The organism is Ensifer sp. M14 (genome assembly GCF_003355565.1).
In the GTDB taxonomy this organism is placed as follows: Bacteria; Pseudomonadota; Alphaproteobacteria; order Rhizobiales; family Rhizobiaceae; genus Ensifer.
Genome location: NZ_QJNR01000004.1, coordinates 1,834,505 through 1,847,866, shown reverse-complemented (window position 1 = coordinate 1,847,866; position 13,362 = coordinate 1,834,505). Strand labels below are relative to the sequence as shown.

Annotated in this window: 8 protein-coding genes and 1 pseudogene; 1 reads left to right on the top strand and 8 read right to left on the bottom strand. The window is 59.9% G+C overall.

What is annotated here, in order from left to right:
- Positions 1-105: 105 nt before the first annotated feature.
- The 3 genes from BLJAPNOD_RS08770 to BLJAPNOD_RS08760 form a co-directional block, all read right to left on the bottom strand.
- Positions 106-2,439 carry an FTR1 family protein gene (locus BLJAPNOD_RS08770; protein ID WP_115419540.1) on the bottom strand — a complete coding sequence of 778 codons (2,334 nt, stop codon included), beginning with the start codon at positions 2,437-2,439 and terminating at the stop codon, positions 106-108.
- Positions 2,436-3,986 (bottom strand): multiheme c-type cytochrome, encoded by a 1,551-nt coding sequence (locus BLJAPNOD_RS08765; RefSeq protein ID WP_158556106.1) that lies wholly within the window; start codon positions 3,984-3,986, stop codon positions 2,436-2,438. The genes BLJAPNOD_RS08770 and BLJAPNOD_RS08765 overlap by 4 nt, the downstream gene beginning before the upstream one ends.
- A 579-nt stretch (positions 3,987-4,565) precedes the next feature.
- Complete coding sequence (locus BLJAPNOD_RS08760) at positions 4,566-5,615, bottom strand: imelysin family protein (protein ID WP_115419538.1); 1,050 nt, start codon at positions 5,613-5,615, stop codon at positions 4,566-4,568.
- 471 nt (positions 5,616-6,086) lie between these two features.
- Between BLJAPNOD_RS08760 and BLJAPNOD_RS08755 the strand changes: the two genes are divergently transcribed.
- A complete protein-coding gene (locus tag BLJAPNOD_RS08755; RefSeq protein WP_115419537.1) occupies positions 6,087-6,434 on the top strand; it encodes a DUF3088 domain-containing protein in 348 nt (115 codons plus the stop codon).
- 154 nt (positions 6,435-6,588) lie between these two features.
- Here the strand turns inward: BLJAPNOD_RS08755 and BLJAPNOD_RS08750 are convergent.
- The 5 genes and pseudogenes from BLJAPNOD_RS08750 to chvE form a co-directional block, all read right to left on the bottom strand.
- Positions 6,589-8,099: pseudogene (locus tag BLJAPNOD_RS08750) on the bottom strand (aldehyde dehydrogenase family protein).
- Between the two features lie 74 nt (positions 8,100-8,173).
- On the bottom strand, positions 8,174-9,169 hold the full coding sequence (araD1, locus tag BLJAPNOD_RS08745) for an AraD1 family protein (RefSeq protein ID WP_115419536.1): 996 nt from the start codon (positions 9,167-9,169) through the stop codon (positions 8,174-8,176).
- A 171-nt stretch (positions 9,170-9,340) separates the two neighbouring features.
- A complete protein-coding gene (gene mmsB / locus BLJAPNOD_RS08740; protein ID WP_115419535.1) occupies positions 9,341-10,549 on the bottom strand; it encodes a multiple monosaccharide ABC transporter permease in 1,209 nt (402 codons plus the stop codon).
- Positions 10,549-12,084: a multiple monosaccharide ABC transporter ATP-binding protein gene (gene mmsA / locus BLJAPNOD_RS08735; protein ID WP_077503338.1), complete on the bottom strand. Its 1,536-nt coding sequence runs from the start codon at positions 12,082-12,084 to the stop codon at positions 10,549-10,551. Before mmsA ends, mmsB begins: the two co-directional genes overlap by 1 nt.
- A 98-nt stretch (positions 12,085-12,182) precedes the next feature.
- The gene (chvE, locus tag BLJAPNOD_RS08730; RefSeq protein ID WP_115419534.1) at positions 12,183-13,250 is read right to left on the bottom strand and encodes a multiple monosaccharide ABC transporter substrate-binding protein; all 1,068 of its coding nucleotides are present in this window, start codon (positions 13,248-13,250) and stop codon (positions 12,183-12,185) included.
- Between the last annotated feature and the right edge of the window lie 112 nt (positions 13,251-13,362).

Sequence of the window (13,362 nt, the reverse complement as noted above, 5' to 3'; positions counted from 1 at the left end):
TCTGGATCACCGCCAGGACGCTTTAGAACCCCCCTTTCCAAGGACCGGCCTTTGAGAGGTTAAGCCGCAGACGGAACGATCGGCAGCGATGGCGGGTGGCCACCTTCAGGCGGAGCCGTCGAGCGACCCTCTTGTTTTGACCGACAGAAGCCATGCGACCGACAATATCAGTAGGCTCGCCACAATCACTTGCGCCAGCAAGGCCTCTGAAACCGGATAGAGCCCGAAATATAGCTGAAGCCAGGGAACATCCGGAAACCAGGCCACCGGCGTCGCCGACACGAGAGCTGCGGTCTGCAGGCCGCGGACGCCGCTACCAACCAGAGTGACGCAAAGAATTGCAAGCAAGGCTCCGGTGAGCCGGAAAAAGGCTCCAACTGGCAGCTTCACCTCAAGGGCGAGCATGGCATAGGCCGCGGCTCCGGCGAGCAGCCCGCCGACCAAAAGCCCAGTAAGAACTGGGAAAACGGGAGCATCGACCAGCAATGCTTCATAGAACAGCACGGTCTCGAACCCCTCGCGGAAGACCACCAGGAAGGCTAGGGAAAGAAGGGTAAAGCGACCGAGGTAGGCGCTCTTTCCGTCGATGCCTCCTTCGGCTGCCGCGGCAGTCTTGCGCCGGATGTCCCTGACCCAGTCGCTGACATAGGCTTTCCGAAATATCCAATGGGTTACGTAAATAAGTACCGCAGCCGCTGTTAGCGCGGTAACGCCTTCAAGCAATTCGCGTTGTAGGGTGGTCATCGCGAACACTTTCCCGACGACAAGCCAAAGGATGAACGATCCGGCCAGCGCCGCCATGACTCCACTGACCACCGGTCGACGCCAGCCGCTCACTCCACTAGCCGGAACGCCGCTCGCCTTCAGTGCGCCGACCATACATGCGAGCACAAGCACCGCTTCCAATCCCTCCCGCAAAAGGATGGCCAGGGATTGCAGGAAGGCACCCATTGCAGAGAGCCGCGTGCTCAGCACCTTTCCGGCTTCCTCGGTTGCCGCCTTCATCTCCATCACCGCCTGCTTGAACGCATCGATGGGGCCTCGATCGACGATGAGGCTTCCAAGTCCTGGTTGAGAGACACTGCCCTCCCAGAAACCTGCCTCCATCTTCAAAGCAAGACTTGGCGCGCGCGGCATAAGACGTTGTTCTATGTCCGGATCGAAAAGCGCATATGCTTCCAGGCGTTTGAGCTCCGCCTCCTCCCAGTCACCAGATTCCACCACCAGCAGTATCTCATCCAGAATTTCCGGCAGCAGCGACAGCGCAGCCTCGTATCCGCCGTCGGTGAGGTTCTTCCCGTAGACGTCTGCAATCAGAACCTGGGCCTCGTTCGCAAGGAGCAGCATGGTAGCGGCCTCTCCCTTCCGCTCGATCAGCACCTTCATCTCCGCTAGAATTATCGCCACGCGTTCGAGCGACTGTGGAGACCGGGCGGCAAGGTCGTATCCGAGGTCACCGAATAGCATCTCGGCACGATCCCGGAACAGGCCAGCCTCATAGTATTCGAAAGGAATTGTCACCTCTCCGTTTCGGACGCCCTTCTCGTATTCTAACGGAACAAGCCCGACGAACCTTCCGAGGAGGCGAACGCGGCGTACGAGCTCCTCTTTCGAAAGATTGGCTGGCGAGTAGGTGGAGAGTTCAGTTTCAAGCCGTGCCAGCAAGGCTTCGGATCCTTCCGCTGGCGTCGGTACGACGTTCAGTTGAGCAAAAGTCTGAGCAATCGCAGCAGCCCGTCTCGAAGCGATGCGCTCCGTGATGTTCTTCGACAGTAGATCATGCAATCCGCCAGCCCGTGAAAGCGCGGTGGCGAACTGAACCTCATAGCCAGTGGACAGATGAGAACGTGCCTCTGTGATCGCTCGGCGGAGTTCTCCGGCATACACACCAAGCAGTTCCGCCTCGATAGTGCGGTGCGCGGTGTTTGCATCGATACGCCCGGCCAGCACCTCGCGCATCGCTAGGCTCGCCGCCGTGTCGCGGGAAGTGCGGGCATATTCACGAATGTTCAGCCAGTCTGCCGCATCCTCCAATTTGCCCTGATCGAGGCTGCCTAAAGTTGCGCTGAGGGCCCCGTCGAGCAGGCCGGTCCAAATCCGTGCACGCGCGGCCGCGGCTCCCGGCGGGTCCCATCGAGAGATTGCCTCGCCGAAAGCTGAAACGGCTTCGTCAATCGTCTCTGCCTTCTCCGGGGAAGTTTGGCGGTATGCATTTTCGAGCCGTTCGCTCCACAGGAGTTGGAACCTCTTGAACCGCCCGCTCATTTCCTGTCGCAGCGCAGCATCTGGCGTGCCGAACAGTTGACGCTGCATACTGGCGCTTTCCGCCCGCAACGCGTCGGCGTCTTGCCACGGCACCCTGTTCCGCGCTTCTGCGCTAATAGTGACCAATAGGATAGCGAGCATTGCTAAGAATGCCTGGCCGGCTTTGACGATCATGGATGTCCCACTTCAGAACCGGACAGATTGAATTCCGCCGCACTTAGCTCGAATGGAGGAATGACGAGGTTCATCTTCAACGTGTTGTAGACGAACTCTTGGGTGGCGACGCGATACCAGAGCCGAGCTTCCAGTCGGAAAGGTCCCTCGGCATCCAGGGGAAGCTGCGTTTCATACGCGACCAGGTCCTCGCCCTTTGGCGGCACGCCGGGGCGAACATGCGAGATGGCTGCGGTAATGAAGGTCCGGTGATCGGGGATGCGGTTGCCCTCGGTGTCGAGGAAATCCTCCCGCCAGATTACGGCCTGAGGGTCTGTTTCGCCCCGAAGCGCATCGAAAGCCCCCGAATGATAGACCACCGAACCTGCGTTATCGCGGACGATGACTTCCAACCACATGTACTTCTGGTCAATGACTCCGGTTGGCAAATTATGGCCGGCGCCGAGATTCTGGACTGCCACGGAGAAGCGGAGGCGGCCTTCGACGATCCCGCTGCTGCGTAACGCAAGTCCCGCAGCTGTCCGCAGTAGCGCCCGTGTGGCCTCCCCCTGTCGAGCGACTAACTCGGTGCTCTTTGCATCGGAAAGGCCGGGCAGGATACCGCCACGTAAGAAAGTCAGGTTGGAGCCGAGCGCCGTATCGAACATCAGGTAGTTCGAGCCAACAAAGTTGTGAGAATAGCGCTCGGGATTGCGTAGATCGCCGCCCCGGATCTGCCGGACGTAGGCCGCTGGATCCGGGGCCATGTGGCAATCTTGGCAAGTGACGCCGTTGCGCCCGTACCAGCTGTCGCGCCACTCGCTAAACGTAGTCTGCACATGCTGACGGCTTTGTGCCTTTGACATCGAGGCGTCATAGGTTTCGGTGTGGCATGCGCCGCAGAAATCCGCACTGGCAATCAACGCATTGGTCTTGGCGGCACCATAGGCGCGCGCATGGTCGCGCGGTGCTGCCAAAATCATCGCGTTGGGCAGCTGGTCCACTCCGGTAGTGATCGCCAACGTCAGTGCGCCATTGCCCTCCTCGGCATCCGCATGGGTCGCGGTATGGCACATGACGCAGGTGATACCCTCGGTTTCCGCCGCCGAAGGCATCACTGACTTGAAACGGTTGGTCCGCCCCGACAGGACCTCTCCGGGCGAGTGGCACCCCTCGCAGAAACGGGCCTTTTCAACGCCGTCCTTGTGAAGGCCCTCGTTGACCTCCACGGCCCTTTCGTAAACCACGTCGCGGCCAGCGATGGCGTGCAACGAGGGCACCCATTCTTCGAATTCCCGTTGATGACAGTTGGCGCAGGCCGCCGCCGATTGGATACTAGCGGGATCAGCCAGTTTTCCGCTTTCAGTCTGCACCCGGGACGGCCAGAAGGGCCGCTCACGGCCCAATTCGTCGGGGCCAAATGGCAATTGGTAAAATGGCACGGCTGCCAGTTCAATGCCCGGCTCCGGCGGCCGCGGGCGTTGCATTTCTGTTCCAGCAATAAACACTAAGCCGGACACGGCGCCGAATACGAGCAGTGGTAGATGGGTTCTGAGCTGGTATTTCATAGCATAGTTCGCGCCCTGTGAGCCGCAGTCCCGCCCCAGTGCCGCAGCCCTAAATGAGCCACAAGCCCACCACCCGCCGCTAACGCTGCCCATAGATGTAGGAACGTCAGCATATGAGTGGTCTCAAAGCGCCAGAACCAGGGCCAACCAGCTAGATAGGCGGCAGACGGCAGCACCATCATCAATCCCGTCAGAACCACAATTGCGTATGTTGTTAGCAGCAACCAGCTGAGCCAGCTAAAGCCACGTCGTTGGCTTTTGGGCATTCCCCGCCTGACATGCCCGCCGATCCACGAGACGAGTGCTGCCGACAGAACCAGCCCCAGCAGGATGTGAAGCAGCAACACAACCTCCCCCGAGTTCCAGTTATTCGTAGCAAGCAACTCGAGATGCAAACCCGTGCCAAGGAGAACGGTGAATACGACGGAAAGCAGCGAAGCGCGCCGTATACCGGGGCGATTTGGGCCATATTCCAGCAAAAAACGTTGGCACGCGGGCTCAGGGGACGTTTTGAGGCTTGTCATCGCAATCCGGGTTCCTAGTCGACAAGTCGCTCCGACCACAAAGTGGCGCTACGGATTAACCGCGGATCTGGACACCCGCCTTGGCAGCCCCCTGGAGGACCATGGCAACGATGCGTTCGGCAATGTCCTGCGCCTCGTTACCAAGGGCGTCCGCTTCCTCGACACCAAATTTGGCACCGGCGGCCTCGCGGGCTTGGGTGTCTTGCACAAGGGTCAGCAATTCCTCGAAGCCAGACTTGATGCGGCTGTCGAGGTCGCTGTCACCAGCGGCCACCACCGGCGAAATTGCTTCCGAATACATCTTTCGGCAACCGTTCATGATACCCTGAACGTCCGTTAGGCGGCTCTGAGCAACGAAAGCGCCGATCTCGCCGGAGATGAACTGGGATTCCTTCCACTCGCCGAAGTAATCGCCGACCGTCGGAGTCATGACGACCACGGAGGTGAAGGCGTCCTCGCGGTTCGGCTTCCAGGCGTTCATGTCCGTCTCGAGCATCTTTGCCCAATGGGCTAGGGCCTGGACAGCCCCTAGCCCGAGATTGGCATCGAACAGCATTTCCCCGCGAGTGACCTTACCGTCGGCGTTGAGGTCAACAGGCAGTTTGATGCCCGACTCGTTCATGCCCCAGAGAAGCGGTTCGGTTATGCCATGAAATAGATTGCCAGGGCGCTTGAGGACCGTGCCATCTGGTAAGGACAGATCGTATTCCGCCACGTCCTCCTGTTCGGTTCCAGGATTTCCAGCGTCAAGGATAAGGTCGTATTTCGCGGTCGCGGGGATACCGGCGACAATACCCTCGATTGTCTCGTATTGGTTCGAAGTATCGAGCCACAGGGCTCGGATAGCGCCGATCTGCTTTGCAAGCCGGACGCCGTCGACCGACCAAGCGGCGGCATAATCGCCGTCATGGGCGGCGATTACTCCGGCATACTCTGCAACGGCGACCTCCAGAAGTTCCGCCTGCACGACCAGCTGGTGATTATGTTCGAGGGTGAACTGTTTGACATTAGCGAGACCGCTGGCCTCAGCATCTGCTGCTCCAGCGTTGCCCGCGCCCCCCAGAAGGGTGGCGGCAAACACGAGTGTCATGACTGTCTTATCCATGCTGATGGCAAATCCTTCGAAACGATTGATACAACGGGGACCGAGAATCCTCTGTGGGAGGCAATTTCCAGCTGCTGGAACAACCAGTTGCGAATGACTACTGAATGGAATTGTGCGGATCTTTGCGCCAGCGCAAATGTAGACAATTTCCGGAAGGTATCTTTGCCGTGCAGATCAATGGCTTGCTGTGGGATCGGCTGCATCGCAGGTTTTGCAGGAGGTAGCGCTTAGCTTGTGCCATGTCAGCAAAGAAGATCATCGACGTCATACGTGGCCCGACTGCGGAACTCGCTCGCTTTCGCATGTTCTGGCCTAGCGGTCGTTGCCCAAGCCAATCCGGTGCGAAGAAACGGTCGTTACGAGGATCGCGCACATGGCGCAATTGCCGTATGAGCTGTGATCCGGCGATGTCCTGTAGGTTCAAGTATCTGCCGGAATGCCTCCCAGGTAAGCTGAATGAAAGTTGAACTCATGGAAAAAGACCGACTGTTTCTGCTTCGACCGGGATTCGAAGATCCCGCCTATCCGGGCCAGCAATTTTACTGTTGGCATTGTGCCCTCATGGAGGGAGTGCTGGCCTCGTTTCCTGATTTAGCGCGAAAGATTGATGTTGAACGGGTTGCGTGGCCTCGTCCGCGATCGCCCGTCATTGCTCTGGTAGGAGACAAGAACCAGTCCCTGCCGATGCTTGTGCTGCCCTACGGCGAAACATCGAAGCATCAAACTGATGTTTTTCAAGGAAGAGCGTTCATTTCCGAAAAGGACAAAATCCTTGCTGCCCTATCGGAGCGGCATGACTTCCCTAATCCACATCCATAGGCTGGAGCTCAGGGTTGATGCCCAATTTGTCGTCGACGGAGTGAAATCGGGCTTTTGGTGAATGAGGTCGACTCCGGCGGCTCTGGCTTGCCGCGTTTTCGTTTCATCTTGCGAGGGCTCCTCTGGGTGAACCGCGATGTTCCCAAGGCATTGCTTAAGCCAGGGTGGCCGTCTTGACGGTTGTGTAGAATTCGGTGGCATAACGACCCTGCTCGCGCGAGCCGTGGGAGGAGCCCTTGCGGCCGCCGAAGGGCACGTGGAAATCGACGCCGGCGGTCGGCAGGTTGACCATCACCATGCCGGCCTCGGCATTGCGCTTGAAATGCGTCGCATGTTTCAGGCTGGTGGTGGCAATACCCGACGACAGGCCGAACGGCGTGTCGTTGGCGACGGCAAGCGCCTCGTCATAGTCCTTCACGCGGATCACCGATGCGACCGGTCCGAAGATCTCTTCTTGGCTGATGCGCATTTGGTTGGTCGCCTCGGTAAACAGTGCCGGTTGCAGGTAGAAGCCGGGCGTGTCGCGCTTCAGAAGCTCGCCGCCGAAGGCGAGCTTGGCGCCTTCCTGCTTGCCGATGGCGATATAGTCGGTGTCTTGGTTGAGCTGGCTCTGGTCGACCACCGGACCGATATGCGTGCCGGCCTTCAAGGCATCGTCGATGACCAGACCCTTCATGCGCTCGCCCATCGGTGCCGGCCTTCAAGGCATCGTCGATGACCAGACCCTTCATGCGCTCGCCCATCGCCTGAACGAACCGGTCGTGAATGCCTTCCGTGACGATCACCCGCGACGACGCGGTGCAGCGCTGGCCGGTGGAGAAGAAGGCGGAGTTGACGGCAGCCTCGACGGCAACGCCAAGATCGGCATCGTCGAGCACCACGAACGGGTTCTTGCCGCCCATCTCCAGCTGGTACTTGCGATTGTGCTCGACCGAGGCGAGCGCCACGCGTTTTCCCGTGCCGGTCGAGCCGGTAAAGGTGATCGCCTGGATGTCGGGGCTGTCGAGCATCGCCTGGCCGACGACCGAGCCCTTGCCCATGACCAGGTTCAACACGCCCTTCGGCAGGCCGGCACGCACGAGGATGTCGACGATCGCGTGAGCGCAGCCGGGCACCAGCTCAGCCGGCTTGAAGACGATGGTGTTGCCGTAGCAAAGCGCCGGCGCGATCTTCCAGGCGGGAATGGCGATCGGTCTTCCAGGCGGGAATGGCGATCGGGAAATTCCACGGCGTGATGATGCCGACGACACCGACCGGCTCGCGGGTGATCTCGACACCAATGTTCGGGCGCACCGACGGGATGACCTCGCCGGCCAGCCTCAGCGCTTCGCCAGCGAAGAAGTCGAAGATCTGGCCGGCTCGCACGGTCTCGCCGATGCCTTCTGCCAGCGTCTTGCCCTCTTCGCGCGACAGAAGCCGGCCGAGTTCGTCCTTGCGCGCCAGGATCTCGTCGGCGGTCTTTCGAAGGATGGCATGGCGCTCGAGAATGCCCGAGCGCGACCAGGCAGGAAAGGCGGCTTTCGCCGCGGCAATCGCCGCCTTCGCGTCCTCGGCCGAGGCGCGGGCATAGTCCCCGATCACGTCGTTGGTGTCGGACGGATTGATATTGGCAACGCCATCACCGCCAACCCACTCGCCGGCAATCAGGTTCTGGTGCAATGTCATGGGCCTCAGCCTCCTTCATCTTGTTTTCGCGGGTAGCCGCTGCTCGGCGGCCTGCCGCTGGCATACCAGATATATCAGAGCTGATGTATGGCGACCGGCTCGTCGGCGGCGATGGCCAGCGGGTTGCGCAGGGCGAGACCGAACTCGGCGGCCTCGATCTCGAAGACATCCCCCTCCTCGGTGCGGAGGCCATCACCGAAGGACAGTGTCGCCGTGCCGAACATGTGCACATGGACGTCGCCGGGCTGACGGAACAGGCCGTACTTGAAGTGGTGGTGTTCGAGGTTGGCAAAGCTATGCGACATGTTGGCCTCGCCCGAAAGGAACGGCTTTTCCCAAAGCACTTTGCCGCCGCGCAGGATGCGCGATGTGCCCCTGACATCCTCAGGCGCCGCACCGACGCGAATTTCTGGGCCGAAGCTCGCCTGACGCAGCTTCGAGTGGGCGAGCCAGAGATAGTTGACCCGCTCGGTCTTGTGGTCGGAAAATTCGTTGGCAACGGCAAAGCCGATGCGGAACGGCACGCCCTTGTCGGAGATCACGTAAATGCCGGCCATTTCCGGCTCCTCGCCGCCGTCTTCGGCAAAGGCCGGCGATACGAGCGCCGCTCCGGGAGCGACGGCAGAGGTACCGTTGCCCTTGTAGAACCATTCCGGCTGCGCACCGATTTCACCTTGTTTTGGCTTGCCGCCTTCAAGTCCCATGCGGAACATCTTCATGGAGTCGGTGAGCGTCTCCACTGCCGTTTCGGTGGTCTTCTTGTGCATGGCGTCGCGGGTTGCGGCTGAGCCTAGGTGTGTCAGACCGGTCCCGGTCAGATGCAGATGGGCCGGATCGGGATGGGTGATCGGCGGCAGGAAACTTCCATCGGTATAGGCCTTTTCGAGATCGACCGGAGCGCCAAGACCCTTTGCCTCTATCGTCTCCTTGAGGCTGCGCCCGGCATTGGCCGCTTCCATCGCCAGCGCGTAAACGCTCGTCACGCCGTTGACGGCGCGGGCCGATTCACCCGCCGCGCGCACCGCGACCGTTACCGATCCGTCTTCGTTTCTGATCTGAGAAATCAGCACGATCCTGTCCTTCCTTGCATCGTATGGGCCATGCTCTCACCTGGTCTCAGGCAAACAGCCGCCCCTCGGGTGGCTCGCGCCACCCAATCCTGACAGTCCAGGCTGTCACTCCCGGCAGCCGAAGCTGCCCGCTCAATGGTACTTGTTCGATCCGGGCGTTCCGGTCGCTCGTCAGCCCTTGTTCTTGTTGTAGACGTCGAAGAAGACGGCAGCGAGCAGCACCAGACCCTTGATCAGCTGCTGGTAATCGATGCCGATGCCCATGATCGACATGCCATTGTTCATCACGCCCATGATGAAGGCGCCGATCACCGCGCCGGTGATCTTGCCGACACCACCGGAGGCGGAAGCGCCGCCGATGAAGCAAGCAGCAATGACGTCGAGCTCGAAGCCGACACCGGCCTTCGGCGTCGCCGAATTAAGCCGCGCGGTGATGATCATGCCGGCGAGTGCTGCCAGAACGCCCATGTTGATGAAGGTGTAGAAGGTCAGTCGCTCGGTGTTGATGCCGGAGAGTTTCGCCGCCTTGACGTTGCCGCCCATGGCATAGATGCGACGACCAACCGTCGAGCGCGTGGTGACGAAGGTGTAAAGCGCGATCAGCACGCCCATGGCGATCAGCACGTTCGGCAGGCCGCGATAGGTCGAAAGCTGATAGCCGATGAACAATGCAACGACGGCGATAACCGCCATCTGGATGGCGAAGAAGACGAAGGGCTCGTTTTCGCTGCCGTGCTGCTCGTTGACCCGGCGATTGCGCACGCCTGCATAGATGGCATAGCCGACAAGCGCCAGCACCGCCACCAACGCCACCATGTTCTGGATGAGGTCGGGTTTGGGATTAAGGAAGTAGAGGAAATCCGGGACGAAGCCGGTCGAAAGCAGCTGGAATTCCTTCGGGAACGGGCCGATCGGCCGACCGCCGAGCACCACATAGGTGAGCCCGCGAAAGACAAGCATGCCGGCCAACGTGACGATGAACGACGGTATCTTCTGGTAAGCGACCCAATAGCCCTGCGCCGCCCCCATGATGCCGCCAACGATCAGACAGGCGGGGATGACGACGATCGCCGGCAGGCCCCATTTGACCAGCATGATCGCCGATATCGCTCCGATGAAGGCGACGATCGAGCCGACCGAAAGGTCGATATGACCGGCAACGATGATCAAAAGCATGCCCAGCGACATGATGACGATGAACGAGTTCTGCAGCACCAGGTTGGTGATGTTGACCGGGCGGAACAGGACGCCATTGGTGACGAACTGGAAGAACAGCATGATGACCACGAGCGCGACCAGCAGGCCGTATTCGCGGATGTTGTTCTTGAGATAGTCCCCGATCGAGGGTTTGTTTGGTTGGTTGCTCGTATCGGCGACCATTAGTGTTTCTCCCCTGAACGCATGATGGCACGCATGATGGATTCCTGGCTCGCTTCCGCCTTCGAAAGCTCGGCGACGATACGGCCTTCGTTCATGACGTAGATGCGGTCGCAGGTTCCAAGCAGTTCCGGCATTTCCGATGAAATCATCAGGATGCCTTTGCCCTCGGCTGCAAGCTGGTTGATGATGGTGTAGATCTCATACTTCGCGCCGATATCGATACCGCGTGTCGGCTCGTCGAGGATGAGGACCTCCGGATTGGTGAACAGCCATTTCGACAGCACCACCTTCTGCTGGTTGCCGCCGGAAAGATTGACCGTTTCCTGATAGATCGAGTGAGAACGGATGCGCAGCTTCGAACGATAATCGGAGGCGACCTTGACCTCCTTGCGATCGTCGATCACGCCGTTGGACGCCACCGCCTTCAGGTTGGAGAGCGTCGTGTTCTCCTTGATGTTGTTGATCAGCACGAGACCCAGCTGCTTGCGGTCTTCGGTGACATAGGCAAGGCCGGCATCGATGGCGCGCGGGATGGTGCTGACGTCGACCGGCTTGCCGCGCATCAAAACGTCGCCGGTGATCTTGTGGCCCCAGGACTTGCCGAAGATGCTCATCGCTGTTTCGGTTCGCCCGGCACCCATCAGGCCGGCAATGCCGACGACCTCGCCGGCGCGCACGGTGAAATTGACGTCGTGCAGGAACTGCCGGTCGCGGTGATGCTGGTGGAAGACGTTCCAGTTCTTCACTTCCAGCAGCGTCTCGCCGATATCAGGCTCGCGCGGCGGGTAACGGTCTTCCATGGCGCGGCCGACCATGCCCTTGATGATCCGGTCTTCACCGACATCCTCGGTCTTACAGTCGAGCGTTTCGACAGCACCGCCGTCGCGCAGGATGGTGATCTGGTCGGCGACCTTGCGGATCTCGTTCAGCTTGTGAGAGATGATGATCGAGGTCATGCCCTGCGCGCGAAACTCCATCAGGAGCTTCAAAAGCGCATCGGAATCGGTTTCGTTGAGCGAAGCGGTCGGCTCGTCAAGGATCAGGAGCCGGACCTTCTTCGACAACGCCTTGGCGATCTCGACCAGTTGCTGCTTGCCGACGCCGATGTCGGTGATCAGCGTCGCCGGCGGTTCGCTCAGGCCTACCTTCTTCAGGAGCTCCTGGGTGCGGGCAAAGGTCTGCGGCCAATGGATCACGCCATTGGTGGCGATCTCGTTGCCGAGAAAGATGTTTTCGGCGATCGACAGCAACGGAACCAGCGCCAGTTCCTGATGGATGATGATGATGCCGAGGTCTTCGCTGTCGGAGATGGTCGAGAAGCGGCGGGGCTCGCCGTCGTAATAGATCTCGCCCTGGTAGGTACCGGCGGGATAGACGCCGCTCAGTACCTTCATTAGCGTCGATTTGCCGGCGCCGTTTTCACCGACCAGAGCGTGGATCTCACCTTCGCGAACCTTGAAGCTGACATTGTCCAACGCCTTGACGCCAGGAAACGTCTTGGTGATGCCACGCATTTCGAGAATGATATTGTCCATGTTCAGTCATTCCAGCGGCAGTCGACAAGAGAGTACAGTCTCTCTCACCTGGATAAAAGGGTCCGCGAAGGATCGCGGACCCCCTGTACGTCGTCCGATCAGTTGTTGATCTGATCTTCGGTGTAGTAACCGGAGGAGACCATCACATCCTTGATGTTGGACTTGTCGACCGCAACCGGCTTCAGGAGGTAGGACGGAACGACCTTGACGCCGTTGTCGTAGGTCTTGGTGTCGTTCACTTCAGGCTCCTTGCCTTCCATGATCGCGTTGACCATGCCGACCGTGACCTTGGCGAGTTCGCGCGTGTCCTTGAAGATCGACGAATACTGTTCGCCGGCAAGGATCGACTTGACCGACGGCAGTTCGGCGTCCTGGCCGGTGACAACAGGCATAGGCATATCACCGGAGCCGTAACCGACGCCCTTCAGAGCCGAGATGATACCGATGGACAGACCGTCATAAGGCGAAAGAACGCCATCGACCTTGGCATCGGTGTAGTTGGCGGACAGCAGGTTTTCCATGCGGGCCTGTGCGACGGCACCCTCCCAGCGCAGCGTGCCGACCTGATCCATGCCCTTCTGGCCGGACTTGACGACGATCTTGCCGCTGTCGATCAGCGGCTGCAGGACCGACATCGCGCCATCGTAGAAGAAGAAGGCGTTGTTATCGTCAGGCGAACCACCGAACAGTTCGACGTTCTTCGGCTCGGTCGCGCCGTCGAGCTTCAGGCCCTGCACCAGCGAGGTTGCCTGCTGCACGCCGACCTGGAAGTTGTCGAAGGTGGCGTAGTAATCGACATTGCCCGAATCGCGGATCAGACGGTCATAGGCGATGACCTTGACGCCTGCGTCATGGGCCTTCTGCAGGATGTCGGAAAGCGTCGTGCCGTCGATGGCGCCGATGATGAGAACCTTGGCCCCCTTGGTGACCATGTTTTCGATCTGGGCAAGCTGGTTCGGGATATCATCGTCGGCAAACTGCAGGTCCGGCGTGTAGCCGGCTTCCTTGAACAGCTTCTCCATGGTCTCGCCATCGGAAATCCAGCGGGTCGAGGTCTTCGTCGGCATGGAAATGCCAACGGCGCCCTTGTCCTGAGCGAAGGCGGGTGCCGCAAACGACGCGACAGAGATCGCGGCCGCTGCGAGAAGCGAAGTAATCAGTTTCATCTGGTCTCTCCCAAAAGTGTTGAAGCCGGCAGGCCCGCAGCCTCCCCGTCCTATGCGCAGCGATCCACCGGCCCGGAGATCGCGTCTCCGGCGGTGGATTGAGGTGAAGGAA

Excerpts from the sequence above, each read along its gene's own strand:
- BLJAPNOD_RS08765 (WP_158556106.1), bottom strand. The coding sequence starts at position 3,986 with ATGAAATACCAGCTCAGAACCCATCTACCACTGCTCGTATTCGGCGCC.
- BLJAPNOD_RS08760 (WP_115419538.1), bottom strand. The coding sequence starts at position 5,615 with ATGGATAAGACAGTCATGACACTCGTGTTTGCCGCCACCCTTCTGGGG.
- mmsA (WP_077503338.1), bottom strand. The coding sequence starts at position 12,084 with ATGGACAATATCATTCTCGAAATGCGTGGCATCACCAAGACGTTTCCT.
- BLJAPNOD_RS08755 (WP_115419537.1), top strand. The coding sequence starts at position 6,087 with ATGGAAAAAGACCGACTGTTTCTGCTTCGACCGGGATTCGAAGATCCC.
- chvE (WP_115419534.1), bottom strand. The coding sequence starts at position 13,250 with ATGAAACTGATTACTTCGCTTCTCGCAGCGGCCGCGATCTCTGTCGCG.
- BLJAPNOD_RS08770 (WP_115419540.1), bottom strand. The coding sequence starts at position 2,439 with ATGATCGTCAAAGCCGGCCAGGCATTCTTAGCAATGCTCGCTATCCTA.
- mmsB (WP_115419535.1), bottom strand. The coding sequence starts at position 10,549 with ATGGTCGCCGATACGAGCAACCAACCAAACAAACCCTCGATCGGGGAC.